Here is a 19,337-nt window from a genome sequence, read left to right as displayed (position 1 = left end):
AATTGCTGGCGGGCCGGTCAAGACAATAAAGATGATTTAATCTTTTCCAGCCGGGGAAAAGCGGCGGACGAGGTCGCTCAGATGTCCCGTTTCAGCAATGGTGAGGGCGTGAGGGGCTTTGGGGCGGGCGTTGGCGGTACCTACATGGCGGGGGATGACTGCCTGCCGGAAGCCCAGCTTGGCAATTTCTTTCAGCCTGATGCCTGTCTGGCTGACCTGCCGGACTTCTCCGGAAAGACCGATCTCGCCAAAATAGGCTTCATCAGGGGCAGTGGGCTGGCCCGTGGCGGCGGAGATCAGGGCTGCGGCTACGGCAAGGTCGGCAGCCGGTTCGGTGACCTTCAGCCCGCCGGTGATGTTGAGGTGGACATCCAGGCTGCCTAGTTTCAGTCCGCAGCGCGCCTCCAGCACGGCCAGAACCATGTTCAGTCGGGAGCTGTCCCAGCCCAGTACGGCACGGCGGGCGGCTCCATCACCACTTTTGGCAGAAAGCAGGACCTGCACCTCCAGCAGGATGGGGCGTGTTCCCTCCAGCCCGGCAAAAACGGCAGAACCGGCAATATTGCCATGCCGTTCGGCCAGAAACAGGGCGGAAGGGTTGGGTACTTCCCGCAGGCCGGTATCGGTCATGGCGAAGACGCCGATCTCGTCCGTGGCTCCGAAACGGTTCTTGGCTGCCCGGAGAATGCGGAATTGATGGCCCCGGTCACCTTCAAAATACAGCACGGCATCGACCATATGTTCCAGCACACGGGGGCCGGCAAGGGCTCCTTCTTTCGTGACATGGCCGATGAGAATGAGGACAAACCCCAGTGTCTTGGCCAGACGGATCAGCTCGAAGGCACAGCTGCGGACCTGCGAGACCGAGCCGGGGGCACTGGCCACGCCTTCCAGCCACATGGTCTGGATGGAGTCGATGACGACGACCTGAAAAGCCCGTCTTTCTTCCAGCGAGGCCGTGATGTCATTGACATTGATGGAGGCGGCCAGCTCCAGCTGGTCCAGCGCCTTGGGGTCACGGTCCAGTTCCAGCCGCCGTGCCCGCAGGCGGATCTGGTCGATGGCCTCTTCCCCGGAGACATAGAGGACATTGTGCTGCGCTCTGGCGAGAGCGCAGGTCATCTGGAGCATGAGGGTGGATTTGCCGATGCCCGGGTCTCCGCCCACCAGCACGACCGAGCCGGGCACAAGCCCGCTGCCCAGCACCCGGTTCAGCTCCGCCATGTTCGTGTCCAGCCGGGCCGGAGGGGTGGCCTTGCCATCCAGCCGTGTCGTTTTCAGGCCCGCACCTTTTCGTGTGGTGGCGCTACGGCTGGGGGTGGCGGTTCTGGTTTCTTCCTCCAGAGTGTTCCACTCGCCGCACTGTTCGCAGCGGCCTGTCCATTTGGGGTATTGGGCCTGGCAGTTCTGGCAGACGAACAGGCTGGCAGGTTTCCGGGCCATGTCAGCGTTTTTCCGCAGGGTTGGCCGTCATGCCACTGGTGGGGATCGGGCCGTCCAGCCGCCCGTGGGTGAACTGATCGACAATCGGATTGCCACTGTGCATCAGCGTATTGGCCGGCCCCTGCCAGATGATCTTCCCCCCGTAGAGCATGGCGGCATGGTCGCCGATGCGGGTGACGGAGGTCATGTCATGGGTGATGGTCAGCGCCGTGGCCCCCCGCTGGGTGACGCAGCTGCTGATGAGACCATCGATTACGGCGGACATGATGGGGTCCAGCCCGGTCGTGGGTTCATCGAAGAAGAGGATGTCCGGTTGTCCGGCCAGGGCACGGGCCAGTCCGACACGTTTCTGCATGCCGCCGGAGAGCTCCGCCGGGTTGAGCGGAGCCACATGCGGTCCCAGCCCGACCTGTTCCAGCAGGCGCAGGGCTTCCTTCTCCTGCGTGGCCCGATCACGGCGCCGGCCATGGCTCTTGGCAGTGAGACCGAAAAGGACGTTGTCCATCACGCTCATGCTGTCAAACAGCGCAGCATTCTGGAACAGCATTCCGATCCGTTTCAGCAGGGTTCCACGTCGGCTGCGCGAGGCACCGATGATGTTCTCGCCATCAATCTCGATGGTGCCTTCATCAGGCTCGATCAATCCCAGGATGCAGCGTAACAGCAGGGACTTTCCGTTGCCGGATCCTCCGATGATGACTGTGGATTTCCCGGCTGGCACATCCAGATCAATCCCGTTGAGGATTGTCCGGTCTCCGAAGGATTTTCTCAGGCCACGGATGCGGAGGCGGGGCTGGCCAGACGGTGCTGCCGTCTGGGAAGAGGAGGAAGACGTCATCATGCGGTAAAGAAGAGATCCGTCAGCAGGTAGTCAAAGGCGAGAATCAGGATGGAGGAGGCGACGACGGTTGCTGTCGCCGCCCGGCCGACACCCTCGGCTCCACCCCGGCTGTTGTAGCCTTCGTAACAGCCCAGCAGGGTGATGAGAAATCCAAAGACAGCCGCCTTCAGCAGTCCGACCAGTACGTCATGGCTGTGCAGGGAGGCATGGGTGGCATGAATGTAGAGTGCGGGGCTGAAGCCAAGCTTCCCCACTGCAACGATGAAGCCCCCGGCAACGCCCAGGATGTCGGCGATCAGGACGAGGAACGGCAGGGCCAGGATACCTGCCACCAGGCGGGGCGTGACGAGATATTTGATTGGATCGGTTGCCAGTGTGTTCAGGGCGTCAATCTGGTCTGTGACCCTCATGGAGCCGATCTGTGCCGCAATGGCTGCCCCGATGCGGCCAGCCACCATGAGGCCTGCCAGAACTGGCCCCAGCTCTTTCGTGATGGACATGACCACGATGCCACCGACGGCATTCTGGGCATGGTACTGGCTGAAGCCGCTATAGGACTGCAAAGCGATGACGGCACCGGAAAATATGGCTGTCAGGGCCACGACAGGTAGCGAGAGAAAGCCGATCTCGACTAGGCAGGACAGAATGACCTGCCCGTAAACGGGCAGGCGGAAAATGCCTCCCAGCCCCCGCAGGGCGAACAGGCTGAGGGCCCCGGCATGGTGCAGGCCTCCCAGTATGCCACGGCCAAGAAAGATGAAGGGAAGGGATAGAGCTCTCACACGGTCTGCCTTTGTTCTCTGCCGGTCACCGCGATGGTGTGTTCTGCGGCCCTGCCGGGGTGCCTGCCTGCGGCGCCTGTGGGGCAGGCTGGGATGTAGCTGATGCCGGTGGTACGGGGGTGGGGGCCTGTGGAACGGGGCTGGACGCAGGGGGTGTTGCTGCCGGTGTGGCGGGGGGCGCAACAGCGGGCACTGCGGGCCGGACGGGTGTCCCCGCCGTCTGTCCGGCTGCTGTTCCAGCAGGAGGGGTGGATGTTCCGGCAGCCTGCTTCGGTACATGGGGAACGGCAGGATTGTTCAGCCCCTGTGCCTGGCCATCCGGCTGGGGGGGCTGGGCGGCAGGTGCCGGTCCTGCGGCCTGTTTTGCCGGGGTGGCCTCTGGCGGGCTGGCGTGGGTGATGTGCTTTGTTCCCCCATCCTGCACGGTGCCTGTCACCTTGCTGAGCGTGACGCTGGCAGCATCGCTGGTGGTGATGCTGGCATTGTTGACCGTGGCCATGATGGAGGCATCTGCCTGCTGGGAGGCATTCAGTGTCAGGCTGTCAATCTGCCCTTCGGTAATGGAAAGATGGCTGCTGTCGGACATCTGGGCCGAAAAGGCGGAGAGAAGGGCGGTATCCACCTCAAGGTGGCTCCCCCCTGTGGCATTGAGCTGTGCTGCACGGTTCAGCTGGTGGATGTGGGCCTGTGTCGTGCCGGAGATGGACATGTCCAGCGATTCCACACGGTCCACCTGAAGGGATGCATCATCCAGATTGCTTTCCAGCGTGGTGAGTGTGCCACTGATGGTGATGTGGGCCTGTGGGCTGTCATGCAATGTCAGCGCCGTGTCGCTGGAGAGGTGCAGGGTCAGCCGTCCGCCTTTTGGGCAGTTGTGCAGGGCGAGGCGGATATGGCTTTCCGTCCCGTCCCGGGTTGTCTGGATATCCGGGGTGAGGCCGGTAGCCTCTTCGACCACCACGCTGTCTTTCAGGGCGGCATCAGCCCGGATATGGACCTGCGCACAGGGCACGCTGAGGTCCAGCTCGTCCGCATGGAGGGGAGTGCGCACATCGGCTGCCAGAGCGCTGCTGGCCATCAGGGTTCCACCCAGCATGGCACCAAGGCACATGCCGCGCCCGAGCAACAGGGAAAGACAGGTCTGGACGTTACGCATGTTCACTCAGGAACTCCCGGCTACAAGAGATGGCAGGATTGTACCGCCTGCGGAAACGGACAGGGCGCAGGCCCTGTCAGCCTGCCCCCGTTCATGATTCCGTCATTGATGGCTACCATTATAGGCAGCCTGACCGCATGAGGATAGCCCGCTTTATGGGCAGGTATGTGGCGGCAGGGGGGCGCTGCCCAGACAGTGATAATGGAAGCCGGCTTCCAGCCATTCATCTTTCCGCCATATCTGCCGGTAGTCCAGCACGAGCCTGCCACGCATCCGGGGGGCGAGCTGGCCCGGGGTGAGAGCGGCAAAGGTGGGCCATTCTGTCAGGACCAGCAGCATGTCAGCCCCCTCGGCGGCCTGAAGAGGGGTGGCGGTGTAGGTGATGCCTTTTGGCAGCAGGGTGCAGGCTGTCTCCATGCCCTGCGGGTCATGGGCCCGCAGCGTGGCACCGGCCTCGTGCAGCAGGGGGAGGATGGTCAGGGCTGGGGCCTGCCGCATGTCGTCCGTATGGGCCTTGAAGGTGAGCCCCAGTACGGCGATGGTACAGCGTGTGATGTCACCCCCGGCCAGAGCAAGGATGCGCTCGGCAAGGCGGCGTTTGCGGGCCTCATTGGCTGCGATGGTGGTTTCGATGAGCTGCGTGGGGGTTCCGGCCTGTCGTGCGGAGGTTGCCAGAGCCTGCGTATCCTTGGGGAAGCAGGAACCACCATAGCCTGGCCCGGGTGTGAGAAAATGGGGGCCGATGCGGGGGTCCATCCCCATGCCACGGGTTACGTCGGCAATCTGGCCGCCTGTGGCTTCGCAGAGATCGGCCATCTCGTTGGCGAAAGTGACCTTCATGGCGAGGAAGGCATTGGCGGCGTATTTTGTCAGTTCCGCACTTTCCAGTCCCATGAAGAGCAGACGGCCCGCTGGCCCGGACAGGGGGGCGTAAAGTGTTTCCAGCAGGGTGCGGGCGGTGGAGGGGGCCCCCAGCTGTTCTTCCAGCCCGATGATGACGCGGTCCGGCTGCATGAAGTCGGCAATGGCGTGGCCTTCCCGCAGGAATTCGGGATTGGAGGCGATGTGAAAGGTCAGGTCGGGCCGGGCCTGCCGCACGATGGCGGCGACCTGCCGCCCTGTCCCGACCGGGACGGTGGATTTCGTGACGATCAGCAGGCCGTCAGGGGCATGGGTGGCAATGGCCCGTGCGGCGGCATGGACGTAACTCAGGTCAGCATGGCCGCTGCCCCGGCGGGTGGGTGTTCCCACAGCGATGAAGACGGCCCGGCTTTTCTGGAGGGCGGTGGCCAGATCACCAGAAAAGGCCAGCCGTCCCGCCTGCCGCTGTGCGGCAACCAGCTCTTCAAGCCCGGGTTCATAGATGGGCATGGTTCCGGTTTTCAGGCGGTCCAACCGTGCAGGATCATGCTCGATGACAGTTACATTCGCCCCGAAGGCCGCCAGGCAGGCCCCTGATACCAGCCCGACGTAACCGCCGCCAATCATGGTGATGTGCATGGGGTCTCCTTCGGGCTGGAAAGAATGGAACGATCATTCTGTTTCTGTCAGGTGCAGGCGGTGCTGGCTAGGGGAAACACATCACTCCTCAATTGAAGGGCTGGTAGCGGAGGGACATCAGGACCATGTCGGCGTCGCTTTTGGGTTTGCCCCCCACGCCGGAGAAGGCCTGCACATGGGTGTGGGAATACTGCCCCCCCACCAGCAGGGTGCCATAATCACCCTTGGCGGCCGTGTACCAGAACCCCCCGGTTGCCTGCGCCACTGTGCGGATGTTGCCGGAGGCAGCACAGTTGGTGGCGAGTTCTGTAAAGCAGCCCCGCATGTCGAAACCACGGTTGCCATAGCCGTAATGGCTGCCATCTTCATCAAAGGAACGGCGGCTGAGGACAGTTTCTGCCCCGGCATAGGAATAGAGTTTCAGGGTCTTGAGAGGGTTGCCATAGAGGCCGAGCAGCAGGTTGGCTTCCGGCAGAGGTGTGACGGCACCGTTACGCCCGTAGGTATAATCCGGCATGTTGGACGTGCCGTAGCGGCCCAGGCCCGTGCCGACAAGGCCGGAGGCCTGGAAATACAGTTTCCTGTTGATGAGGGGCAGGACCATGCCGCCCCCGCCTCCACCGGCGATGCGGGTATGGTTGCTTCCTCCTCCCAGCGTGCTGGTCCGGTCCCGGAAGAAGCGCATGACGCCAGTAAGTTCGTAATGGCCCCAGCCGGGGTCGGCAGCGATCTTGGCGATGAGGTCCGGTGCCGGGTCGGTCGTGTAGTAGGTGGAAGGGTTGTTGACGTTCGTGCCGGTCAGCCGGTCGGTTGTGGTGCAGTGTCTGGCAGCGTTGGAGCAGGGAGATACACCAGCCGGGACGGCACTGGGGTTTTCGATGGATAGGCCAGCAGCGTAACGTTCCTCCTTGCCGAAGGTTTTGACAGCACGGAACTGGGCGTTGCGTGTCCAGTTGAAGCCGGGGACGTATTGGGCCTCGATGACCATGGGGGTCTGTTCGTCACGGGCCAGCAGGCCCTTGTTGTAGAGCGTGATGAGAGACCAGCTCTGTCCACCCAGCAGGTACCAGCCATCTTCGTGGTTCTTCAGTTCACCATAAACGACACGGGCACGCAGGACGTAGGAGTTCGACTGGCGGGAGTTGGATGATGAGCCGGAACCCTGGAAATCCGTCTCCACATAGGCATCGGCTACCAGTTTCCGGGTCAGCATCCCTTCTGCCAGCAGGGCCAGCCGGCTCTGCCGCTCTGTCTGGTGGAATTCGCTCATGTGGGAGGCAGGCTGGTTATGCCAGGGAATGCCGTTATAGGCACTGGCAATATCGGCAGCACTGTTGCGGGAGCGCCAGACGCCTGCGGCCTCCAGATATCCCCCCAGAGTCAGGCGGATACCGCCAATCTGGAGCTGCCCCCGGCGCAGCGGGCTGTAAAGGTCTGGATGGGCGGGTGGAATGGCTGTCAGCTCGCCATAGGGGGTACTGGCCGTGCGGGAAGGGGTCAGGATGGCATTGTCACCAAGGCCGAATACATCGTCATGCCTGGTCCGGGAGGACGCCAGATGCCCCGCTGCGGCTGCCGGGCCAAGCAGCCTTTCCCGGGGGGCATAAGGGTCGGCCTCAATCAGTTCTCTCTGGCGGGCCAGTTCAGCACGGACACGCCGATTCTCGGCAGCCTGTTTCTGCTTCATGGCTTCGAGCTGGGCCTGCATGGCGTGTATCTGTTTTTCCATCAGGGCAATTGCATCATTGGTGCCGGCGGCATGGGCAGATGATGCGAAGTGTGATGCACTGTATGACAGAAATATTACTGTCATAAAACTGTAATGAAAGGGATTTATATTACATTTTTTTGTCAGTTTCACGAAAATCTCCCGCAGTCATCACATGGCTTCATGTCTATTTACTCATTTTTTTGTGTCAAAAAAGACTTTTCTTTGTCTTGTGGTATATTTTTATTGTCTGAAGCGTCGGCGAAGCTATAACGGCAGACAGGTGATCATTGCGTGTGCCGAGGGATTTATGCGTCCGACAGATAAACGTCTTCTCCGCTGGAAGAACTGCGGCAGGGCCTTCATGCTGGTGCTGCCCATTTCGTCAGCCCTGGCCGGGGTGGCCCGTGCGGAGGATGTGGAGATAACGGGCGCAGGGTCCAGCTTTGCTGCCCCCATCTATCAGAGCTGGAGCGTTCCGGCGGGAGAACAGGCAGGGCTTCAGGTCAATTATCAGACGGTCGGTTCCAGCGCCGGGCAGGATCAGGTCGTGGAACGTACGGTGGATTTTGGAGCATCCGACAAGCCGATGAGCCCGAACCGTCTGGCAGAGACGCATCTCTACCAGTTTCCGACCGTCATGAGTGGTGTGGTGCTGGTGGTCAATCTGCCCGGTGTTCCCGCCGGGGCATTGCGGCTGGACGGTCCGACACTGGCAGCCCTGTATGATGGTCGCATCACGGATTGGGACGACCCCCGCATCCAAGCTCTCAATCCCGGGGTGACGTTGCCGGATATGGGAGTTGTGGCCGTGCATCGGGCCGATGGTGCCGGGACGACCTATGTGTTCACATCCTACCTTTCCCGGACATCACCGGAGTGGGAGGCCCGTATCGGTGCAGGGACCCTTGTGGAGTGGGCTGGCGGTGCTGGAGCACGGGGCAATGACGGCATTGCCGCCCTTGTCCGTCAGACGGAAGGGAGCATCGGCTATGTGGAATATGCCTACGCCGCACAGAACCATCTGGGCATCGTGCAGATGAAGAATCATGATGGGCGGTTCGTGCTGCCATCCCTGAAGGGCTTCATTGACGCTGCCTCCGCAGCGGAATGGAAAGCGGAGGACCATTTTGCCGTCAATCTGCTGGACCAGCCCGGGGCGGAGAGTTGGCCCATCGTGTCAGCCACCTATGTTCTGGTGCCGGAAGATGCCGTGGACCGGCCCGAGGGGCAGGGTGTGAAGCGCTTCTTCAGCTGGGGGTTTGCCCATGGGGCAGAGATCAATGCCCGGCTGGGCTATGTGGGGCTGCCAAGCTCGGTCAGTGATGCCGTTTTGCGTGGCTGGCCTTCGAGCGCAGCAGGGAAGTAAGCAGGGAGACCTGCCCTTCATGCCGCAGGCCATGCCAGCTGAGGAGCGTATCGGCCAGAAAGGCCAGCAGGGCTGCCACGGTGCAGCCCAGTGCAGTGCCGAAGAGGGCCAGCAGCCAGAGTGATGTCGTGGCATCTCCCAGTGAGCCGACAAAGAGGGCGATGGCCGCACCGCAGGTCATGGCCCCGCCCAGCCCGTTGAGGATAATGGCAAGGTCCAGCACGACAATGCGGCGTGTCAGGCGTTTCTGGCGGGTTTTCAGCCGTTGCGGCGTGTCGTAGCTGTACTGGTGGTCCTGTTCGGAAGGAGGGGCGGCCAGCAGACGGTTGACATTGTCCAGATGGTCCGAGACACGGGCCAGCCTTGTATTGAAGATGTTGATCAGCGTGCCGATGCCGGAGAGCATGAAGACGGGGGTCAGGGCCATCTGGATGATGTGGGCGGCGTCGTCGATATTGTTCATCTGGGTAAGAAAGGGCAGGGTGTTCAGCAGGGGCACGGTCATGACGGTTCTGGTGGTTGTACGCCGGGACAGTATGCCGGATGAAGTCCGCTCAGGCCATGGGCCTGTGCAGGACCCGTATCCGGAACACCGGGGCCATGGGGGTGGGGTGATAATGCACAAGGGGCGCTGGATGAGCAACAGAACTGTGAAGGTGGTGGCCGGGTATCCGTGCTGGCCCCGGCTGCGACCGCTGGTCCTGCTGGCCTGCCTGGCCGGGCTGGTGGCTCCGGCCATGGCAGAAGAGCCGGAGGGGGTGTCTCCGGCCTGTCCGCCTGCGGTCCGGCAGGTGGAGCTGGCCTGCCAGAGCTGGACGGAGATTGACGCCGGCCTTAAAGCCGGGACCAGAACGGTCATTATCCCGGTTGGTGGTACGGAGCAGAGCGGGCCTTACATGGCAGTGGGCAAGCATGATGTGCGGGCCCGTGTTCTGGCGGACAGGATTGCCCGCAGGGTAGGGCAAACCCTGGTGGCCCCCGTGCTGGCCTATGTGCCGGAAGGCTCGACCCGGCCCCGCACAGGCCACATGCGGTTTGCCGGGACACTCTCCATTCCACCAGCCGTTTTTGCCGGGCTGGTGGAAGGAGCGGCGGAAAGCCTGAGGGCGCAGGGCTTCACCACCATTGTGCTGCTGGGGGACCATGGTGGTTATCAGGCCCAGCTGGCTGCTCTGGCACAGAGGCTGAACAGGCGCTGGGCTGGTGAAGGGGCGGCAAGGGTGCTGTATGTCGGAGCCTATTATGACGTCGTGGCCGGACAGTACGCAGATTACCTGCGCCGACAGGGCCATGGTGTGGCTTTGGGGAAACATGCCGACATAAGCGATACATCCCTCATGTTGGCCGTGGATCCGTCCCTTGTGCGGGAGGGGCTTCTGAGGCAGGCTGGAAAACCGGATTCTGCCGATGGTGTCTATGGTGGTGACCCGCGGCAGGCAACGGCTGAACTTGGCCGGGTCGGCACAGCCATGCAGGTGCAGGCCGCCGTTGAGGCCATTTCGTCTTTCAACAGGAGACACCCATGAGGCTCAAAATTTCGTTTCTGGCAATGGGGGCATTACTGGCTGCGGGGGCAGCGCAGGCCCAGCAGACGGCCAACCATCCTGACCCGCAGGATGAACCGATTGCTGCCGATTCGCCAAAGCCTTTTCCGGATGGTGATCCATCCGCCACGGCAAAGGCGCCACCTGCACCATCTGGTGCCGTGACGGAGCAGGCGCTGGTCGTACAGACCATTCCGGGCATGCCGCCCGTGCCGGACATTCACAACATTTACAGTGAAGCCAGCGGCCCGGACAAACTGTCCCCCGTCGTGGCGCATGATCTGGAGCGGATCTATGTGCCCAACCTGCGTGGCAACAGTGTCTCCGTGATCGACCCGAAGACCTACAAGGTCGTGGATACGTTCCCGGTGGGGCGGTCCCCCCAGCACGTCGTCCCCTCATGGGACCTGCGGACCCTGTGGGTGACCAACAACAGCGAGGGCCACACGGATGGCTCCCTGACACCGATCGACCCGCTGACAGGCAAGCCCGGCAAGGCCATTGCCGTGGATGACCCCTACAATATGTATTTCACACCGGACGGGCAGAATGCCATCGTTGTGGCAGAAGCCCATCGCCGTCTGGATTTCCGTGATCCGCACAGCATGGTGCTGAAAGGGTCTGTCGAGGCTCCGCTCTGTGAGGGCATCAATCATGCTGCCTTCTCGGCAGATGGGCGTTATGCGATCTTCACCTGCGAATTCGGGCGCTATCTGGCCAAGGTGGATACGGTCAACCGTACCCTTCTGGGGATGCTGAAACTCTCCAAGGGGGGGATGCCGCAGGATGTTCTCGCCGCACCGGATGGGCATAAATTCTATGTGGCCGACATGCATGCTGATGGCGTGTTCATCATTGATGGCGACAGCTTCAGGGAGACGGGTTTCATTCCCACGGGGCTGGGGACGCATGGGCTGTATCCGAGCCGTGATGCAAAGCTGCTTTATGTTGCCAACCGTGGGTCCCACATGGTGCATGGGCCACGCCACAGCAAGGGCAGTGTGTCCGTCGTGGATATGGCAACGGACAAGGTGTTGAAGACCTGGCCCATTCCCGGTGGTGGCAGCCCGGACATGGGCAATGTCAGTGCGGATGGCAGAACACTCTGGCTCTCCGGCCGTTTTGATGATGTCGTCTATGCCATTGATACGGAAAGCGGTGCCATGAAACAGATTCCTGTCGGGGCAGAACCGCATGGTCTGACAGTCTGGCCCCAGCCGGGTCGCTACAGCATTGGCCATACGGGCATCATGCGTTGAGAAACCAGACAGGGGTTACTCCCTCTCATGGAGCTTTTTCAGGAAAAGGAGGCTTTGGCCTCCTTTTTTTGTGTCTGGCTGCGGAGGGGGAGGAGAAAATGGTTTCTGTAAAGTTAATGTATTGTTAAAATAAGAAGGGGCGCATTGCGTCCAGTCATTATGGGATGCTCATCTCGACAGATGGTCTGCATGATTGTGTTTTCCTGACGGAAACGAAAGGAAGTGCCGTGCGTTTTCTCCTGCTGGTTCCCCTGCTGGTAACGCTGGCCTATTATGCGTTCCTCTCGCCAGTTCTTTACAGAACACAGACCGTCCTTGTCGTGGAGAAGCCCGATAGCAGGGGGAGTGGCGGGGGAGTTTTTACAGGCTCGGATGGCCGGAATGAGGGGAATTATCTCTTCCAGGCTTTCGTGCTGTCCTATGAGGAATTCAGGGCCCTCAGGGCGAACGTGAATCTTGCAGAGGCGTATGATTTCACAGATCCCGTCCAGAGTTTCGGGGGCGTTCTGTCGCTGTTTTCGCACGATGATCATGCTCTCTACCGCTATTATGACCGTTACATCGTGGATATTGATGTCGGGAAGAAGAATGGCCTCGTACAAATTACCCTCCGGGCCCCTTCTGCGGCTCTCGCCGAACGTCTGACAGGGCAGATACTTGGCGATGCCCGGGCCCGGCTGGCTCGCCTGAATGTCGAGCCGGATGATCTGTTGCTGCATGAGCATGAGGCCTCCATCAACAGGATCAGGCAGGTCATGGCTCATGATGAGCAGGTGATTGCCGACAATATCCTGTCTTCCGGCATTTATGAGGGCAGCGGCTTTTACGATACGGTGTTGAAGACGCAGTTCCGGCTGATGGCGGACCAGGCAGCCCTGAAGGGCAGGCAGGCGGCCCTTCAGGAGGATGTGGACCATGCCGCACAAGCCATGCACAGGGAGGTGATGGCCTATGAGGGCGAGCAGGAGGTTCTGCGCCAACGGAGCGTGACACCACGGCATGTCATTCTGGAAAATGATCGTCTGATTCGTGAGGTCAGGTCCCTTTCCAGTATTCTGGATGCCGAAATGGCCGCCTGTGAGACTGTCAGGACAAATGCCATCATGGGGCATTACTTCCTGAAAACCGTCAGCGGGCCTGTTGTGGAGGACACGCCTCTCAGACCGGCCTTCTGGTGGAGTAGCGCCATTGCGCTGGTCGCAGGGCTGGTCCTGTATGTTGCTCTGGCTTGATGATGAGGGGCCCGTTTTTCTGTTCTCTGGCGTTCATGGCCCTGCTGGTGCCGGTTCTGGCAGGGTGTGACCTGCCCAGTGGCGGCCCAGGCGTGAAGGAGCTGACAGCCCAGCCCCAGAGGCAGGACAGCAGGCGGCTTTTTTCTGGCCTTGTGATGCAGGACATTACCCTGAGAGAGGCCACGATCATGGCCGGGCAGATGCGGGAGGCAGAAAAGCTGCGGGTCCGGCAGGCCATATGGGCCATTGATGCGGGGCACAGCACCCGGGATCCAGTCATCCATGTGGGGGATGATCTCAGCGTGTCCATTCTTTCGTTTGCTGGAGGGGGAGACACGCCAGCCATCATGAAGCTGGGGCATTTTCCCGTATTGCGGGATGGCATGGTCACCCTGCCTTATGTGGGGGCTGTCCGGGTGGTGTCCCTGACCTATGCCAGCATCCAGCAGAAGCTGTCCCGCCTTTATGCGGCACAGCGTGTGTTCAGCCATCCGTCAGTCATCGTGCAGGAGGAAGCACCGGATGGCCGGTGGGAAGCTGATTCCGTACTTGTACTGGGTGAAGTGAAGACACCCGGGGAGGTGCGGTGGCAGCCTGGCGGGCTGATGTTGGCCCATGTTCTGGCGGAAGCCATGGGGGGAGGCCCGCCTGTGCCCGCCGGAGGGCCCAGTGATGGGCAGCCTGTGTCTGTTCGGCCTGAAACTGTGGTGTCTGTTGTCAGACATGGGCAGGTGGTTGGAGCTCTGCCGCTGGATGATGGGCTGGTGAATGACATTCATCTGGCCCCACATGACCGGGTGATCGTGAAGAAGGAGGCCTCCATCAGAATTCCGGTTCTGGGTGGGGGAGCATCACGGCCGGGTATCTATTCTTTCGGAACATGTCCGACACTGGCGGACATTCTGGCCATATCAGGCGGCCTGCAACGGGACGCCGCCTCCAGCCGGGCCATTTTCGTGCTGCGACGGGATCATGACACGCCTCATCTGTTGAAAATCCGTTTTGACCGGACCTACGGCCTGTTTGTCGCACAGAGTTTCCTGCTGGAGGATGGTGATGTCGTCTATGTCGCCGAGTCATCATGGGTGCCTTATTTCAAGGTTTTTTCCCTCATGCTTCAGGCGGGGGTTCTGGCCTCCATTGCCCGATGAACGGGCAGGAGGAAGAAGGGGCGATACCGTTTGATTTTTCTCCCTACAGGGACATTCTGGGAGGCGTGGATGGGGAGATCACGTCATTCGAGACCCTCAACCGGTTTCTGGAGCGGGAGGAAACTGATGGCGGTGCATCGGGCGATGGATTCAGACGGCTGCCTCTCCAGATCATGCGGTTTGATACGGACTGGAAGAAGATCATCCGCCATCTGGTCTGGCAGGCATGTCCCAAAGGGGGGCAGAGACAGCCGGGTTGGGTAAGAATCATGGCCCGACGGCGGCGGAAAATGCTGCTTGTCTCCCTGCTGGTGGCCGGTTTCATGTTCAGCCTGGCCAGTGGGACCCTGTTTCCCGATCTGGACGACCATGAAATCCTGCCATGCCTTTATGCGGCCCTGTATCTGCTGTTCACCTTTCTTGCGACATATGCCTTCGTGAAGATGGTTGTCGGTTACCGGCTGGCCCGCCGGGGGGCAGCGGGGAATCCTTGCCATCCGGCACACAGGGCCAGGGAGCCGGGGCCGGAAGAGCGCTGTGCCATTCTGTACCCCGTCCATCATGAGGAGATGCACCGGGTCGGGGCGGGCATGGCATCCCTGATCGAGACACTCAGCCAGGATGTGCCAGAGAAGCTCCACCATTATGACCTGTATCTGCTGTCGGACAGTACGGACGTACGACATGTCCTGACCGAACAGGCCACCCTCTATCATTTGAGGCAGCGTTATCCGGGTGTGACAGTCCGGTACCGGCGCAGGGCACACAATGCCAATGCCAAACTGGGCAACATCACGGACTTTCTTCGCCGGTGGGGACGGGATTATGCCTGTTTCTACGTGATGGATGCTGATTCCATCGTGTCGGGGGCCTGTGTCCATCAGTGTCTGGAAATGATGGCAGGCAACCCGCATGTCGGCATCATCCAGACCAGCCCGCTGCCTGTCCTGCGGCAATCCTTTTTCGGGCGGCTCATGCAGTTCAGCAGCCACCTCCAGGGAGCTGTCTTTCCCCAGGCGGTGGAGGCTCTTTCCATGGGGCATGGCAGCTATATCGGGCACAATGCCATCATACGGACGGATGCCTTCATCAAGCATTGCCTGTTGCCGGATTTTCCGGGGGAAAGGCCATGGGGCGGCAGGCCGCTCTCACACGATACTGCCGAGGCCGCCATGATGGGGCGGGCAGGCCATGAAGTCTGGTTTCTTGCGGATGTCAGGGGCAGTTATGAGGAGCTCCCGGCCAATCTTTCGGGCTTTCTGGCCCGTGAGAACAGATGGATGCAGGGCAATTTCCAGAATGTCCGCTTTCTGTCGGCAGACAGGGTTCAGGGGGTGCACAGGGAAACCCTGCTGATGGGGGCACTGGCCTATTTCATGGCGCCGCTCAGTGTTCTGTTCATGGTGTCATCCGTTTATACGCTGGCCCATCTGGAGGCGGGCATGGGGGCAGAGGGAACGGGGGAGCTGGAGAGTGTGAGGCTGGCCTTTGCCGGACTGTTCGTGCTGGCCATGATCTTCCTGCTGTCGCCAAGGCTGATTGCCCTGGCCGTTGCCATGCGGCGTCCTGTGGCCAGGCAGTATGGTGGTCGTGGCAGATTATTGCTCAGTTTCCTGCTGGAGATGCTGTTTGCCTTTCTGCTCAATCCGGTTCTCATGTGCTTCATCGTGAAGTTCCTGCTGGCCTGTTTCAGGCGGTCATCCGTCCGCTGGGCAGGGCAGCAGAGAGATGATGCCCCACTGACATTCCGGAGTTGCCTGCAGGATTACGGATGGTGTTCTGCCCTTGGTCTGGCGGGGGCCTGGGGGCTGGTGCAGGTGCTGGAGAAGCAGTTTGCTTACGGCGCTACCCTGCTGGATCATCTTTCAGAGGGAGTTCTGTCAGGGGAGGCGCTACTGGTCTGGTTTCTGCCGGTGATTGCCGGTCTCGTTCTGGCGCCTTTCACAGCATACCTGACCAGCCGGACATCAGCACTGGTCAATCGTTGCAGGTGGTTCCTCATCCCGGAAGAAGAGTCGGAACCCGCTGTCATCCGCTGCCTGAAGGCAGCTCTCGTGTGGCTTGGGAGCTGCTTTCCACCAGCGGATGGTGCCATCCTTCGCCATGCCTTGGAGAGTCCCCTGTTCTATGTGTCCCATTATCGGCAGATCCGTCATCGGCGGGCCGTGGCGGAAAGGCTTCTGCCAGCCATCAGGGCCGGGCATGAGCTGGACAGGCGCAGCCTGCTGCTTGCCCTGAATGAACGGGCGTGTTTCGTGGCGCTGGTGAAAGCCCATTTCCGGGCCCAGGGCTATTATGGCCTGTAGTCTTTCAGGGAGTGGCCGGTTTCTGCAGGGATGCGGGCGTCACGGTGCTGATGTTGTTCAGAATGGACGGGAAGAGCAGGTTTCCAACCATGGTGAGCGGGATTGAGACCAGAAACCACAGGATGGTGATTGTGACCGTGCGGGCGACGCTACTTTTCAGGGAGCGGACGACCGTGCCCATTTCTTCGTCCCAGAAAGTCGTTCCGGTGCGTCTGTAGCGTATGTAATGCATGAGGCCTGCCAGCGGTGACAGGACATCCATGCCCCCCATATAGGCGGCAACATAGATGAGATAGTTGCGTTTCAGGCAGGTGGAAAGATCGAGGGGGCGGCCATTGGTACGGTAGGGTTTGATGCCGAGGAGGCGCTTGCCCAGCGTATTGCCGAACCAGGTGCAGACAAGGGCATCCAGCACCATGGAGAGGGGAAAGATGAGCAGCAGGCTGGCGATGAGGGTATCCCAGCGTGGCATCATGGGGCTGAAGGATGCACTGCCGATTTTCTGCAATGTGGGAAATATGTCTTCCAGCTGGTGGATGGAACCATAGACTGGCAGCATGAGAAGGCTTCCGTAGATGTCCAGATCAATGCTGCGGGCTATCAGGCGGTTCCACGGGCCTGCTTTGGGATGGTCGGATGGGGCGGGATGTGTGGTCATGGCCTATCATGGTCTGTGAAAGAGTGAACTGGGGACGGTAGACAGCAATTATGTCTTTAAGACGGATATGGGCCAATGCTATGGGCCAGTGCTGCCTGCCCGGGGTACGGGGACAGGTTCCGGGGCTGTCTGGCAATCATGAAAGGGAGGGTAAGCGGATGGCGCGGCATATTGGCAGGATGATGATGGCTGTGTTTGCCATGGTGAGCGGGATGGTCTTTCTGGCCTCTCCTGTTCGGGCGGCGGAGAGCACACCGGTCGTGACCAGCCATACAACGGCTACCCTTGTCAGTGCGGTGGATGCTGTTGGGCAGGAGGAGAGTCAGGCTGACGGGGGCACGCTGCGGGTCGGGCTGAGGCTCCAGCTGAAGCCCGGCTGGCACACATACTGGCAGAATCCCGGTGATGCCGGTGAGGCGCCGCATGTCCATGTCATGGTGAGTGGCAGCCGGTCCGGCGGGACGGACACGGTCGCATGGCCCGTGCCGGAGCGCATTCCAGAGGGCGGGTTGATGGCCTATGCCTACCAGGGGGATGTGCTGCTGCCTGTGCGGGTTCCCCTCCAGGGGCGGGGGGCAGGTGCGGTGCAGGTCACGGCCCGTGCAGACTGGCTGGTCTGTGCGGATGTCTGCGTGCCCGAAAAAGGCGTCTTTTCCCTTGCATTGCCTGCTGTTGCCTCGGATGTCGTGCCGGATGCTGCCGAGGCAGCCCTGTTCCGTCGGGCTGATGCGGCCATGCCCCAGCCTTCCCCCTTTGAGGCCCGTCTTGGCCTCGATGGTCTGCTGACCCTGCATGGAGCTGGCCTTTCGCCCGATACGGTGCGGCAGGCCTGGTTTCTGCCACAGGAGGGCGGCGTGATCGCCCAGAATGCGCCGCAGCCCCTGTCTGTCCAGACCGGGCAGCTGGCTCTGACACTGAAGCCGGATTCCTACGCCCATCCGCCTTTCTGGCAGAAACCGCTGGCTGGTGTTGTCGTGCTGGTGGATGCTGCTGGCAGCCGGTCGGCCCTTCAGGTAACGGCGGTTCCAGTGTCTGGCGCCAGTCCGGCTGTTCCCGTCGTGGCTGCCACCGGGAACAGGGAACGGCCCGTCTGGAGCAGCCTGCTCTCGGCTTTTCTGGGGGGTGTCATTCTCAATCTCATGCCTTGCGTGTTTCCCGTGCTGGCCATGAAGATCCTCTCCTTTGCCCATATGGGGGGAGCTGGCTGGCGGACACGCTGGCGGAGTGCAGCCTTTTACACTCTGGGCATCATGGGCTGCTTTGCCCTTCTTGGTGCCCTGATGATGGCCCTGCGTTATGGAGGCTCTTCCGTGGGGTGGGGGTTCCAGTTCCAGTCTTCCGCTTTTGTTGTGGGGGTTGGCTGGCTGCTGTTTGTCATGGCGCTCAATCTGCTGGGTGTGTTCCAGATAACGGGGGGGCGCCTGGCCGGGCGGGCCGGGCAGATGGCCGCAGGGCATGGTCCGGCCAGTGATCTTCTGGCGGGCCTGTTGGCGGTGATCGTGGCCACGCCCTGTACGGCACCTTTCATGGGGGTCGCCATTGCTGTAGCACTGGGTGGGCCGATCTGGTCTGGCCTGCTGATCTTTCTCTCCATGGGGCTGGGGCTGGCAGCACCTTATGGCGTGCTGGCACTTGTGCCGGGACTGGCCCAGCGTCTGCCACGCCCCGGTGGCTGGATGGAACGTCTGAAACAGCTGCTGGCTTTTCCTTTGCTGGCCAGTTGCGTGTGGCTGCTCTGGGTGGCGGTGCTTCAGCGTGGGGGAGATGCAGTACTGCTGATGGCCGGAGGGGCCGTGCTTCTGGGGCTGGGGAGCTGGCTGTACGGGCTGGCGCAGCAGCGGGCCATGCTGGGGCAGGCACCCCGTTTCGTGCTGGGCTGCCGCCTGCTGGCCTTGCTGTGCCTGCTGGTCTGTCTTGCCGGGCTGGGGCGCAGTGTGGTGATGGATGATGAGTCTGGCTCTCCCGTCGCAGCCACCGGAAAGACCGGAGCAGCGATACAGGGACAGGATGGCCCTACCATTGAACCGTTTTCGGCAGAGCGTCTGGCTGCTCTGAGGGCCGCAGGGCAGCCAGTTTTTGTGGACATGACAGCCTCCTGGTGTGTGACCTGCATGGTCAATGAGCACGTGGCGCTGGATGTTCCGTCTGTCCGGCGGGCATTCCGGCAGCATGGCGTGACCATCCTGCGGGGCGACTGGACCCGCCGGGACGAGCGGATCACGGCGTTTCTTAGGGCCCATGATCGTGATGGGGTACCGCTATACCTGTATTATCCTTCTGGGGGAGCGGAGCAGGTGTTACCACAGATTCTTACACCCGGCCTTGTATTGGATGTGCTTTCACCTGCCGGGAAGCGTGGAAAGGAGGAATGATTCCAGAGGTATGATA

Annotated in this window: 15 protein-coding genes; 7 read left to right on the top strand and 8 right to left on the bottom strand. The window is 61.2% G+C overall.

Features of this window, described 5'->3' with window-relative positions; genetic code table 11:
- Positions 1 to 36: 36 nt before the first annotated feature.
- The 6 genes from radA to GM608_RS08045 form a co-directional block, all read right to left on the bottom strand.
- Complete coding sequence (gene radA, locus GM608_RS08070) at positions 37 to 1,443, bottom strand: DNA repair protein RadA (protein WP_043559018.1); 1,407 nt, start codon at positions 1,441 to 1,443, stop codon at positions 37 to 39.
- 1 nt (position 1,444) lies between these two features.
- Positions 1,445 to 2,281 carry an ABC transporter ATP-binding protein gene (locus GM608_RS08065; protein ID WP_086431645.1) on the bottom strand — a complete coding sequence of 279 codons (837 nt, stop codon included), beginning with the start codon at positions 2,279 to 2,281 and terminating at the stop codon, positions 1,445 to 1,447.
- On the bottom strand, positions 2,281 to 3,066 hold the full coding sequence (locus GM608_RS08060) for an ABC transporter permease (protein ID WP_043559016.1): 786 nt from the start codon (positions 3,064 to 3,066) through the stop codon (positions 2,281 to 2,283). Before GM608_RS08060 ends, GM608_RS08065 begins: the two co-directional genes overlap by 1 nt.
- Before the next feature lie 25 nt (positions 3,067 to 3,091).
- Positions 3,092 to 4,222 (bottom strand): hypothetical protein, encoded by a 1,131-nt coding sequence (locus tag GM608_RS08055; RefSeq protein WP_249109791.1) that lies wholly within the window; start codon positions 4,220 to 4,222, stop codon positions 3,092 to 3,094.
- A 153-nt stretch (positions 4,223 to 4,375) separates the two neighbouring features.
- Entirely contained in the window at positions 4,376 to 5,722 is a 1,347-nt protein-coding gene (locus tag GM608_RS08050) for a UDP-glucose/GDP-mannose dehydrogenase family protein (protein ID WP_249109794.1), read from the bottom strand.
- Between the two features lie 88 nt (positions 5,723 to 5,810).
- Complete coding sequence (locus GM608_RS08045; protein WP_143539847.1) at positions 5,811 to 7,451, bottom strand: hypothetical protein; 1,641 nt, start codon at positions 7,449 to 7,451, stop codon at positions 5,811 to 5,813.
- A gap of 289 nt (positions 7,452 to 7,740) precedes the next feature.
- On the opposite strand from GM608_RS08045, the gene pstS reads away from it, so the two are divergent.
- The gene (gene pstS, locus GM608_RS08040) at positions 7,741 to 8,799 is read left to right on the top strand and encodes a phosphate ABC transporter substrate-binding protein PstS (RefSeq protein ID WP_408863045.1); all 1,059 of its coding nucleotides are present in this window, start codon (positions 7,741 to 7,743) and stop codon (positions 8,797 to 8,799) included.
- Here pstS and GM608_RS08035 read toward each other — a convergent pair.
- Positions 8,750 to 9,304, bottom strand: coding sequence for a DUF2721 domain-containing protein (locus GM608_RS08035; RefSeq protein WP_227431483.1), 555 nt, complete (start codon positions 9,302 to 9,304; stop codon positions 8,750 to 8,752). The two genes, pstS and GM608_RS08035, sit on opposite strands and share 50 nt — an antisense overlap.
- 232 nt (positions 9,305 to 9,536) lie before the next feature.
- On the opposite strand from GM608_RS08035, the gene GM608_RS08030 reads away from it, so the two are divergent.
- The 5 genes from GM608_RS08030 to mdoH all read left to right on the top strand — a co-directional run bounded on the left by GM608_RS08030 (position 9,537) and on the right by mdoH (position 16,291).
- A complete protein-coding gene (locus GM608_RS08030; RefSeq protein WP_086431643.1) occupies positions 9,537 to 10,325 on the top strand; it encodes a creatininase family protein in 789 nt (262 codons plus the stop codon).
- Complete coding sequence (locus tag GM608_RS08025; protein WP_227449731.1) at positions 10,322 to 11,602, top strand: YncE family protein; 1,281 nt, start codon at positions 10,322 to 10,324, stop codon at positions 11,600 to 11,602. The genes GM608_RS08030 and GM608_RS08025 overlap by 4 nt, the downstream gene beginning before the upstream one ends.
- A 227-nt stretch (positions 11,603 to 11,829) precedes the next feature.
- A complete protein-coding gene (locus GM608_RS08020) occupies positions 11,830 to 12,834 on the top strand; it encodes a hypothetical protein (RefSeq protein ID WP_333645361.1) in 1,005 nt (334 codons plus the stop codon).
- 35 nt (positions 12,835 to 12,869) lie between these two features.
- The gene (locus GM608_RS08015) at positions 12,870 to 13,985 is read left to right on the top strand and encodes a polysaccharide biosynthesis/export family protein (RefSeq protein ID WP_181005218.1); all 1,116 of its coding nucleotides are present in this window, start codon (positions 12,870 to 12,872) and stop codon (positions 13,983 to 13,985) included.
- The gene (mdoH, locus tag GM608_RS08010) at positions 13,982 to 16,291 is read left to right on the top strand and encodes a glucans biosynthesis glucosyltransferase MdoH (RefSeq protein WP_193599859.1); all 2,310 of its coding nucleotides are present in this window, start codon (positions 13,982 to 13,984) and stop codon (positions 16,289 to 16,291) included. The genes GM608_RS08015 and mdoH overlap by 4 nt, the downstream gene beginning before the upstream one ends.
- 4 nt (positions 16,292 to 16,295) lie before the next feature.
- On the opposite strand, the gene GM608_RS08005 is transcribed toward mdoH, so the two are convergent.
- The gene (locus GM608_RS08005; RefSeq protein ID WP_333645360.1) at positions 16,296 to 16,949 is read right to left on the bottom strand and encodes an RDD family protein; all 654 of its coding nucleotides are present in this window, start codon (positions 16,947 to 16,949) and stop codon (positions 16,296 to 16,298) included.
- Between the two features lie 158 nt (positions 16,950 to 17,107).
- On the opposite strand from GM608_RS08005, the gene GM608_RS08000 reads away from it, so the two are divergent.
- Positions 17,108 to 19,321: a protein-disulfide reductase DsbD domain-containing protein gene (locus GM608_RS08000; RefSeq protein WP_333645359.1), complete on the top strand. Its 2,214-nt coding sequence runs from the start codon at positions 17,108 to 17,110 to the stop codon at positions 19,319 to 19,321.
- Positions 19,322 to 19,337: the final 16 nt, after the last annotated feature.

The organism is Bombella sp. ESL0380 (assembly GCF_009725805.1).
GTDB classification, from domain to species: domain Bacteria; phylum Pseudomonadota; class Alphaproteobacteria; order Acetobacterales; family Acetobacteraceae; genus Bombella; species Bombella apis.
Note: the sequence above shows the minus strand (reverse complement) of the source record. Positions and strands in the feature narration are given on the sequence as shown.

What these genes read in the sequence shown, in the direction of transcription:
- GM608_RS08025 (WP_227449731.1), top strand. Translation starts at nt 10,322, where the DNA reads ATGAGGCTCAAAATTTCGTTTCTGGCAATGGGGGCATTACTGGCTGCG.
- radA (WP_043559018.1), bottom strand. Translation starts at nt 1,443, where the DNA reads ATGGCCCGGAAACCTGCCAGCCTGTTCGTCTGCCAGAACTGCCAGGCC.
- GM608_RS08045 (WP_143539847.1), bottom strand. Translation starts at nt 7,451, where the DNA reads ATGGAAAAACAGATACACGCCATGCAGGCCCAGCTCGAAGCCATGAAG.
- GM608_RS08065 (WP_086431645.1), bottom strand. Translation starts at nt 2,281, where the DNA reads ATGACGTCTTCCTCCTCTTCCCAGACGGCAGCACCGTCTGGCCAGCCC.
- GM608_RS08015 (WP_181005218.1), top strand. Translation starts at nt 12,870, where the DNA reads ATGGCCCTGCTGGTGCCGGTTCTGGCAGGGTGTGACCTGCCCAGTGGC.
- mdoH (WP_193599859.1), top strand. Translation starts at nt 13,982, where the DNA reads ATGAACGGGCAGGAGGAAGAAGGGGCGATACCGTTTGATTTTTCTCCC.
- GM608_RS08000 (WP_333645359.1), top strand. Translation starts at nt 17,108, where the DNA reads ATGGCGCGGCATATTGGCAGGATGATGATGGCTGTGTTTGCCATGGTG.
- GM608_RS08055 (WP_249109791.1), bottom strand. Translation starts at nt 4,222, where the DNA reads ATGCGTAACGTCCAGACCTGTCTTTCCCTGTTGCTCGGGCGCGGCATG.
- GM608_RS08030 (WP_086431643.1), top strand. Translation starts at nt 9,537, where the DNA reads ATGGCAGAAGAGCCGGAGGGGGTGTCTCCGGCCTGTCCGCCTGCGGTC.
- GM608_RS08005 (WP_333645360.1), bottom strand. Translation starts at nt 16,949, where the DNA reads ATGACCACACATCCCGCCCCATCCGACCATCCCAAAGCAGGCCCGTGG.
- pstS (WP_408863045.1), top strand. Translation starts at nt 7,741, where the DNA reads ATGCGTCCGACAGATAAACGTCTTCTCCGCTGGAAGAACTGCGGCAGG.
- GM608_RS08050 (WP_249109794.1), bottom strand. Translation starts at nt 5,722, where the DNA reads ATGCACATCACCATGATTGGCGGCGGTTACGTCGGGCTGGTATCAGGG.
- GM608_RS08035 (WP_227431483.1), bottom strand. Translation starts at nt 9,304, where the DNA reads ATGACCGTGCCCCTGCTGAACACCCTGCCCTTTCTTACCCAGATGAAC.